The sequence below is a fragment of the Prosthecobacter sp. genome, from assembly GCF_044373815.1.
Taxonomy (GTDB): Bacteria; Verrucomicrobiota; Verrucomicrobiia; order Verrucomicrobiales; family Verrucomicrobiaceae; genus Prosthecobacter.
In genome coordinates, this window is the sequence record NZ_JBIPNG010000319.1 from 1 (window position 1) to 7,729 (window position 7,729).

The following is a 7,729-nucleotide window of genomic DNA, read 5'->3' on the forward strand; positions in this document are numbered from 1 at the left end:
TGTTCGAGACGCATGGTGACGAAGCGATCCAGGTCGGTGCCGGTGAGAGCAATCCAACCGTCGGCAGTGCGTTCGACTTTGACGTGATGCAGGACCGGCAGAGTGGCTCGTGGGTTGATCACTTTGCCAAGTCCTGCCAGAGCGGGTTTCAATTCCGCGATGGGGAGTGTGATGGGATTCATGGGTGTGGCGGTTGAGGTTGATCGCCGGGATGCAATGGTTTCTCCGGCGTGACGTGGGTTTGCGGAACGACGATGATGAATTCCTGCCGCAGTTCCTTGATGGCTGCTTGCGAAGAGAAGCGAGGGCAGGCGGTGCCTGTGAGGACGAGCAGCGCAGAGGCTGCCATCCTAATGAAATGGACAATGTTCTTCATGAGGAATGAGTTTTCGGGGATGTACGCAAACAAGCCCATGCACCGGTGGAGGCACATGAGCTTGAGCGTGGGTTTCGTTGTTGTACTAGACCGCAGCTTCAGCTTTGTACTTGAGCTGGGCCGTGATGCATTCGGCGGCGCGAATGTCGGTACGAGCACCCAGGTAAACCGGCTGGTAAATGCTGCCGGATTCCTTGAATGCGTACAGATAGCGGCACTCGACCACGGTTCCCGGTATAGGAACATCGTGATTGGGCGAGATGGTGACGTTGCCGGCAGGGCGTACTTTGTCGCCCTCGAACAGGATCAATGAAACACTCCGCTTATCGTTCACCTTGGTGACGATGAACGATGCGGTTTCATGGAACTTGTGCTTGAGCTGACTGCCACCGCTGTTGGGACGACCGGGCGTGTACGGCGCGTTCTTGTGTTTGAACACCACGCCTTCCTTTCCTTCGTTCTTGAAATGCTGGAACCAGCCAGCGGTTTGAGGTGGGAAGAACACCCGCACCTCCCGGATATGGGGATGATCAAAGGAGTTGAGCATGTCCCGCATCCTCAGATATCGCACCGAGAACGCCAGATGACGCATGTCCTCCGGGACGATGGTGAGCAGGTCGAAGGCATGGAAGGTGTCTCCCACCGCTTCACCATCGAGAACGAAGTTTCGCGGGTATTTTGCTGCGTTGCATGCGATCCCGTCAGGAACCGCGGTGGGGAATCCCAGGCGGTTGATGCCGGTGATTTCGTCGCCGTCCTTTCGGAGGATCAGACGGCGGCCATCGAACTTCTCCTGCATCCAGTAGTCGGGATTGAACAAGAACTGGTTGAGTTGCTGTTCGTTGATGGGGGTGAGGAGCTGGCACTGAATGCCTGTGTGTTTGTTGGGAGAGTCCGGTGGCGTGGTGGTGTCTGCGTCGGTTCCGGGCATGTAGCCCTTGGCCATCTTTTCGCGGACGAGCTTGTCGTAGATGTCTTTGGCGATGGGGTATTCGACCGGCGTTGTTGTTTTGCTGCCGGTGCTGAGCGTGGAGCCGCGCCGGCCATAGGCGAAGTGTACGAGATACCCGGCATCCTTGGGACGGATGCTAGCCTGGTACACTTTGTCAGAGGGACCGGAGCGAAAGTACAGGGTGATGCTTTCCATGGGGTGAGTGTCCTTTCTTGAAATGAAAAGAGCCGGACGATCCTGCGATCATCCGGCTCTGGGTTTGTATGGGTGGTTGGTGTCTGCCGTGTCAGTAGTTGTACGGATCGCGACGTTGTTGCTGGCGCATGCGCATCGTGAGGATCGATTTTCCGATGGAAATCAGCCCGCAGATGAGGCCGATGACCAGCATGGCCGAGAGCGGAACGAGCACCATGTTGGAAGTAGTTCTCGTGATGAGATCGATCCACTCGTTGAATTGCTTCAAGGCCAGCGTGACCAGCGGTGCCACCAGTAAGGCGGGCACTGCAAGTCCGAGAGCAAGACGCAGGTTGAACTTGAACCACTCCCGCAGGATGCCCTGCGGTGAGATCCAGTATTCAAACCGTCGGCAGGTGAAGCTGACGACCTCCGCCGAACGCTCAATGGCGCTCAGGTTTGGCAGGTCGTGATCAACGACGGGTTCGCTCAGCGGTTCAGGCTGCCATCGTCGGATGACGATCTGGTGGACCTGCTTCGCCCATGTGGTGGCGGGCACCGTTGGGAGCTGGCGGGGTGGTGGTGGGGACTGTTCGTCCCATTCGGGTTGTTCCATCATAATGTTGGCGTGTTTTGGCCCCGAGGGCGGTTCCGATGACAAACAACAGCAGGGCGCCGCACGCGAGACTGCCGGTGGCAATCTTCCAGCGGTCGGCGATGACGTGCTGTTCCGACATTTGCTCTTCGAGTTTGGAAATCTTCGAGCGGTATTCCGGACCGAGGTCCGGCGGTGGGGGTGGTGGATCTTTGGAGAACCAGCCTGCATTCAGCGGTAGAGCCGCGAACAGCAGAGAGGCAATGAGGATGAAATGTTTCATAAGTTGGATGGGGTGATGAGCAGGCCGGTGCTCAGGTGGAGCACCGGCCTGCATCGGGGTTAATGCCATAGGCGGCATTCGTGAATGAACTCGCAGCTTGAGCAGTGCATCCCAGGCGAAGGGATGAAGTCAGGGCGCTGCAAGCCTTCGAGGTAGGCCTCCATTTGCCGGAACAGCCGTGTCTGCTGCGACTGGCTCATGGGCGGCAGGTCAGTGATGCAGACCTTGGGGTTCTTGAGTTTGACCAGGTGATGCAGCTGGATGCCGGTTTCCTGCTGGTCCGTGTTGTAGCGGTACAGGATGGCGTAACTGCTGGTCTGGATCTCGTGGAGATGACCGACCGTGCTGGGGTTGGGTGTCGAGGCGCTGGTCTTGTAGTCGATGATGCTGCCTTGCTGGACCAGATCGAGGATGCCGATCAGGCGGGGCAGACCATGACGGGCAAGATCAGCCTCAATGGACACCTCCACGGCATCTGGCTTGGTGAGCGCCATGGAGGCGCTCTGCCGGATGTTGGTGTCGCACAGCCGCCAGCCGGTGGTCTTATCGTCGTCTTCTTCACCGGGCTCCCAGTTGACGGAACCTTCAGTGGTGTCCGCCCAGGCTTGCAGGTAGGTCTCGTGAACCTCCTTGAGCGAGAGCGGCTGTTGCAGCCAGCGGGCCTTGTTCCATGCCTTCAGGACGGCATGCACCGCGCTGCCAAGATGGAGTGAGGCCGTTTTGGGCTTCTGCAGTTTGAGCACGTAGCGGAAGTAGAACTTCAGCCGGCATTGCAGGAACAGCGACAGCCGTGAAGCTGACACGGTGTCCTGCAATGCGCGGATGAGGTCCTGTTCGCTGCGCTCCTGGGGTGGGGGAGTTTCAGCGACGGTGTTCATGCGGCCTGGGCTTGGGTGGGGGGTGGCTGCCAGCGGGTCTGGCGGGTGGCGGGTTTGCCGACCTTGACGAGCAAGTCCTCAATCAACTGAGATGCCTGCATCTTGTTGAGCTGCTTGACGCCGATGCCGAAGAGCTGCTGGGACAGATCCTCTGCCACCTGTTTTGTGATGCTGGCGTTTTCGTTAACGATACGCAGGATGAACCCGCGCTGACCATCGGTGCAGTTCCAGCGGTCCGTGACGGGAGGTGGAGCTGAACGATTGTTGCCGTTAACCGGGTAGGTGCGCCCATTGGTCTGTGGCGCTGCCTGCCCGTTGCCGTTGGTATTGGCCGTCGGGACGTAACCGGGGTGCTGGATTTCCTGATCGACGGAGTGCTGTAGCAGCTGGTAAAGCTTCTGCACTTCGGCTTCGACCTGGGTGATGTCACTGAGTTCGACTTCAACGGAGGCGCTGAAGCTGTGGCTGCTGTACTGGGGCAGGCCGAGTTTTTTGCTATAGTTGGCGCTGAGTTTGATGGCCATGGTGGTGTGTCTCCTGATGTGGGGTGGGTGTGCTTGGATGGGTGAAAAAGCCGCCACATGGCCCGACAACAAAACACCCGGTTCCTCTTGCGAGAGAACCGGGTGGATGAAGTGGGATGCTGTGACGACGTGGTGCGGCTAGCGTGTGGTGCCAGCCTCCTCAATGCGGCCCTGAGCCGGGACGCTCATCTGCGTGGCAGCGATGCTCCATCCCTGCGTGTGTTGCAGGGATGAGGTGAGCAGATCGTTGACCAGTCGTGTCATGGGACGGCGTAGCCGCCGGCCTTCATGATACAATGCGCAGACGATGACCCGGTTGATGCAGGGCGAATAATGGGTTCGCCGGGGCATGTGGGTGGATGAAAATGGCTAGGGTTAATCCCGACCTCTCAAGTTCTTATAACTCGAAAAGAAGGAGAATTGCAGAATCACCATAGGAGGAGGTCAAGCCCGTCATGCAGCCCCTGATAGGTGCACACAAAGTGCACACAAGGGAAAAACGCGTTAACCACAGCATCAATATAACTCATTAATAATGAGTGGCGCACCCGTCAGGATTCGAACCTGAAACCTTCTGATCCGTAGTCAGATGCTCTAATCCGTTGAGCTACGGGTGCGTTGAAACTTACCTTTCCGCCGTGTTTGAAACAGCGGGCAACGAGAATAGACCAGTGCGTTCTTTTGTCAAACTCTGTGGAGAGATTTTCTTCACTTTATTCACGTTGATCAGCGCGACTGCTCATACGCATGCGCCACACGCAGCACGGTGGCTTCGTCCAGCGCTTTGCCCACGATCTGCAGTCCCACAGGGAGTGCCTTGCCTTCCACATCCACAGTGCCGCATGGCAGACTGATTCCGGGCAGTCCGGCCAGATTCACGGGGATGGTGAACACGTCCTCAAGGTAGGCCGCCAGCGGGTTGTCTTTGAGTTCACCCAGCTTGTGTGCCGGCGTGGGGCTGGTGGGGGATAGGATCACATCCACCTTCTTAAATGCTTCGGTAAAGTCATTGCGGATCAGCGTGCGTGCCTTCTGCGCACGGATGTAATACGCGTCATAGTAGCCTGAGCTGAGCATGTAGGTGCCCAGCAGGATGCGCCGCTTCACCTCGGGGCCAAAGCCTTCCGAGCGGGACTTGGTGTACTGCTCCATCAAATCCCCTGCACTGCTGCTGCGGTGACCGTAACGCACGCCGTCAAAACGGGCGAGGTTGGCCGAAGCTTCCGCTGGAGCGAGCACGTAGTACGTCGCCACACCGAGTTCCGTATGCGGCAGGCTGATTTCTTCAATGATCGCCCCCAGAGACTCCAGCTGGCGGATCGCCGCCTGCACGCTGGCTGACACCCCGGCATGGATGCCGTCGATGTAATACTCTTTGGGCAGGCCGATGCGCAGGCCCTTGATGTCCTGGCCAAGGGTTGCGGTGAAATCAGGAACTTCGATATTCAGCGAGGTCGAGTCATGCGCGTCGTAGCCACAGAGGTGGTTCAGCAAAAGCGCGGAGTCTTCCACCGTCTTGGTGACCGGGCCGATTTGATCGAGGGAGGAGGCAAACGCCACGAGTCCATAGCGGGACACACGGCCATAGGTGGGCTTGATGCCCACGCAGCCGCACAGCGCTGCTGGCTGGCGGATGGAGCCGCCTGTGTCCGAACCCAAGGCCGCAATGGCAAGATCCCCCGCCACCGCTGCCGCACTGCCGCCGCTGGAGCCGCCGGGGACGCGGGAAAGATCACGCGGATTGCGCGTGACGCCGAGGGCGGAGTTCTCCGTGCTGGAGCCCATGGCAAATTCATCCATGTTCAGCCGGCCAAACGGGATGGCACCACCTGCGCGCAGTTTCTGGATGGCACCCGCATCATAGGGGGCCGTGTAGTTTTCCGCCAGGATGCGCGAGCCGCAGGTGCAGGGCTGGCCGGTCACATTCATGTTATCCTTCACCGCGATGGGGATGCCACCCAGCGGCTTCGTGATATCGGCGAGGTCGGCTTCCGCGAGAGCGGCTTCAACGTCCCAGGATAGATAGGCACCGATCTCCGCATTGCCTGCTTCGATGGATTTGGCGACATCCAAAACGATGTCTCGTGGCGTGAATTCACCCGCAGTGATGCCTTTGCGCAAGGCTGCGATGGTGGAGGAGGCGAGCATAGGAAAAAGAGAGCGGGAAGCAGCGGCGGAGGTTGGACGGTTACTCGATCACCTTGGGGATCTGAATCTGATCGGCGATACGTTTCGGCGCGTTGGAAAGCGCCTGCTCCTGGGTAAATCCAGGACGGGGTTCATCCGCCCGCAGCACATCATAGACGGGCATGGCGTGCGCCGTCGGCTCCACTCCGTCCAGATCGTAACGCGTCAGCGTGTCGATGTAGGTTAGAATGCCATTCAGCTGGGATTCGTAGCGCTTGGCTTCTTCGTCGGTGAGCGTAAGCCGGGCCAGCTTGGCCACATGGCGGATGTCGATCTTATGAGCTTCAGGCATGAGGAAACGGTTCTTTCTTGCCAGCAGGAACCCTGCTTTGCAACGCAAAAGGCACAGACTGTTTGCAGTCTGTGCCTTGAGAAACTTGCCTTATTGGCTGTTACCAGCCCTGGGAGGAGGAATACGGAATCTCCGAGCGGAAGCCCACTTCAGGAGCGAACTCAGTGTAGCCCCACCAAGTGTCCACGTTTTCCTTGTGATGATAAGGTGGGCGGTAGGTGCGCTTCCAGCTAGGAATTGGGAAGGTGGCAATCTCATAGAGACCGTAGCCAGCTCTCACCAAGGTACGCTTGGTTCCTTCGACGAAGAAATCGGAAGCGGCGGCGATGGAACCATCAGACTCGTTGGTCTTGCGCCAGACAGCCGGGTATTCGAACCAGCCAAACAGAACATTGCCGATACCGCGGCTGAGTTTCCGGCTCCACGTAAAGTGGTGTCCGGGAGGAGACTGGATGTCACCATAAGCGATGCTGGAAAGGGCGCAGACGGTGAGGGCAAGGAGTAGAAAACGATTTTTCATGTGGCTTAATGATGATTAACAAAATTTGGGCGTCTTTGGCAACCATTAAGTTGCGCTTTTTTACAGTCCTTTTGCCTGTTTTATCGCTTTCCCGGCGGAAATTGGCGTATCAAAAGCTGCCGCGCATGTTCGAAGGCCGCTGGATCAGCCGGGCTGGCGATCACATTGTGCATTTCCGCCTCATCACGAGTGTGGTCGTACAGCTCGCTCGCCACCACGCTGCCCGTGTCAAAGTCCCGCCATTCCGTGTAGCGCAGCATCGGAGTGCGGACACTCACGCCCATCACCTCCGGCCTGCCACGCGGGGTGCGGTCTGGATATGCAGGCCGGGGAAACTGCGTGTAGGCGGCGTCCTTGATTTTGGCCTTGGGATCGTTCAGCAGCGGCACAAGGCTGACCCCATCCAGGCCCGGCGCATCTGGGACAGCGCACAAGGAGGTGATGGTGGGAAATAAATCCACCATTTCCACCAGCGCATCCGTGCTGGCCCCGGAGTGCTTTGCCTGCGGTGGCACCACGATGAGCGGCACGCGTGCATCCAGCTCAAAGTTCGAGGTCTTGGCCCATAGACTGTGTTCACCGATGTGGTAGCCGTGATCTCCCCAGAACACGATGAGAGTGGAGTCCAACAGGCCCTGCTTTTCCAGCGCGGCGGTCACCTTCCCCAGCTGGGCGTCCATGTAGCTGATAGCGGCGAAATACCCATGCCTCATTTCCGCCGACTGCTCTGCGGCGGGCTGCTTTTGGTCTTTCACCGGCCCCAGAATCTCCGTGCTCTGGTGAAAAGCGACCTCTGGGGCTGCGGCAGGCCGCGCGGGATCGAGCACTGGCAGCCGGTCCCGCTGATACATGTCCCAGTATTTTTTGGGGGCGTTGAACGGGGCGTGCGGCTTCCAAAAACCGACGGCGAGGAAGAACGGCTCGTCTTTGATCTCCCCCAGCACACGC

At 58.5% G+C, this 7,729-nt stretch carries 10 protein-coding genes, 1 tRNA gene and 1 pseudogene; all 12 read right to left on the reverse strand.

Going from position 1 to position 7,729, the window contains the following annotated elements; translation table 11 throughout:
- A pseudogene (locus tag ACIREA_RS21730) lies at positions 1–182 on the reverse strand (DNA polymerase III subunit beta); the annotation flags it as partial.
- Positions 179–376, reverse strand: a complete 198-nt coding sequence (locus ACIREA_RS21735; protein WP_397384456.1) for a hypothetical protein — start codon at positions 374–376, stop codon at positions 179–181. The pseudogene ACIREA_RS21730 and the gene ACIREA_RS21735, both read right to left, overlap by 4 nt.
- Before the next feature lie 85 nt (positions 377–461).
- Positions 462–1,523, reverse strand: a complete 1,062-nt coding sequence (locus ACIREA_RS21740; RefSeq protein ID WP_397384457.1) for a DNA ligase — start codon at positions 1,521–1,523, stop codon at positions 462–464.
- 91 nt (positions 1,524–1,614) lie between these two features.
- Positions 1,615–2,121 carry a hypothetical protein gene (locus ACIREA_RS21745; protein WP_397384458.1) on the reverse strand — a complete coding sequence of 169 codons (507 nt, stop codon included), beginning with the start codon at positions 2,119–2,121 and terminating at the stop codon, positions 1,615–1,617.
- A 318-nt stretch (positions 2,122–2,439) separates the two neighbouring features.
- On the reverse strand, positions 2,440–3,258 hold the full coding sequence (locus ACIREA_RS21750) for a RecB family exonuclease (RefSeq protein ID WP_397384459.1): 819 nt from the start codon (positions 3,256–3,258) through the stop codon (positions 2,440–2,442).
- Positions 3,255–3,782: a hypothetical protein gene (locus ACIREA_RS21755; protein WP_397384460.1), complete on the reverse strand. Its 528-nt coding sequence runs from the start codon at positions 3,780–3,782 to the stop codon at positions 3,255–3,257. Before ACIREA_RS21755 ends, ACIREA_RS21750 begins: the two co-directional genes overlap by 4 nt.
- A gap of 138 nt (positions 3,783–3,920) precedes the next feature.
- Positions 3,921–4,133, reverse strand: a complete 213-nt coding sequence (locus ACIREA_RS21760) for a hypothetical protein (protein WP_397384461.1) — start codon at positions 4,131–4,133, stop codon at positions 3,921–3,923.
- A 189-nt stretch (positions 4,134–4,322) separates the two neighbouring features.
- Positions 4,323–4,399: transfer RNA gene (locus tag ACIREA_RS21765), tRNA-Arg, on the reverse strand.
- Between the two features lie 109 nt (positions 4,400–4,508).
- Positions 4,509–5,930, reverse strand: coding sequence for an Asp-tRNA(Asn)/Glu-tRNA(Gln) amidotransferase subunit GatA (gene gatA, locus ACIREA_RS21770; RefSeq protein WP_397384462.1), 1,422 nt, complete (start codon positions 5,928–5,930; stop codon positions 4,509–4,511).
- A 40-nt stretch (positions 5,931–5,970) separates the two neighbouring features.
- Entirely contained in the window at positions 5,971–6,261 is a 291-nt protein-coding gene (gene gatC / locus ACIREA_RS21775) for an Asp-tRNA(Asn)/Glu-tRNA(Gln) amidotransferase subunit GatC (RefSeq protein ID WP_397384463.1), read from the reverse strand.
- Positions 6,262–6,361: 100 nt separating this feature from the next.
- On the reverse strand, positions 6,362–6,781 hold the full coding sequence (locus tag ACIREA_RS21780; RefSeq protein WP_397384464.1) for an exosortase system-associated protein, TIGR04073 family: 420 nt from the start codon (positions 6,779–6,781) through the stop codon (positions 6,362–6,364).
- Positions 6,782–6,861: 80 nt separating this feature from the next.
- Positions 6,862–7,729: sulfatase-like hydrolase/transferase (locus ACIREA_RS21785; protein WP_397384465.1), on the reverse strand; the 868-nt coding region annotated here is incomplete at its 5' end.

Coding starts and splice junctions, on each gene's coding strand:
- ACIREA_RS21735 (WP_397384456.1), bottom strand. CDS start 376: ATGAAGAACATTGTCCATTTCATTAGGATGGCAGCCTCTGCGCTGCTC.
- ACIREA_RS21740 (WP_397384457.1), bottom strand. CDS start 1,523: ATGGAAAGCATCACCCTGTACTTTCGCTCCGGTCCCTCTGACAAAGTG.
- ACIREA_RS21745 (WP_397384458.1), bottom strand. CDS start 2,121: ATGATGGAACAACCCGAATGGGACGAACAGTCCCCACCACCACCCCGC.
- ACIREA_RS21750 (WP_397384459.1), bottom strand. CDS start 3,258: ATGAACACCGTCGCTGAAACTCCCCCACCCCAGGAGCGCAGCGAACAG.
- ACIREA_RS21755 (WP_397384460.1), bottom strand. CDS start 3,782: ATGGCCATCAAACTCAGCGCCAACTATAGCAAAAAACTCGGCCTGCCC.
- ACIREA_RS21760 (WP_397384461.1), bottom strand. CDS start 4,133: ATGCCCCGGCGAACCCATTATTCGCCCTGCATCAACCGGGTCATCGTC.
- gatA (WP_397384462.1), bottom strand. CDS start 5,930: ATGCTCGCCTCCTCCACCATCGCAGCCTTGCGCAAAGGCATCACTGCG.
- gatC (WP_397384463.1), bottom strand. CDS start 6,261: ATGCCTGAAGCTCATAAGATCGACATCCGCCATGTGGCCAAGCTGGCC.
- ACIREA_RS21780 (WP_397384464.1), bottom strand. CDS start 6,781: ATGAAAAATCGTTTTCTACTCCTTGCCCTCACCGTCTGCGCCCTTTCC.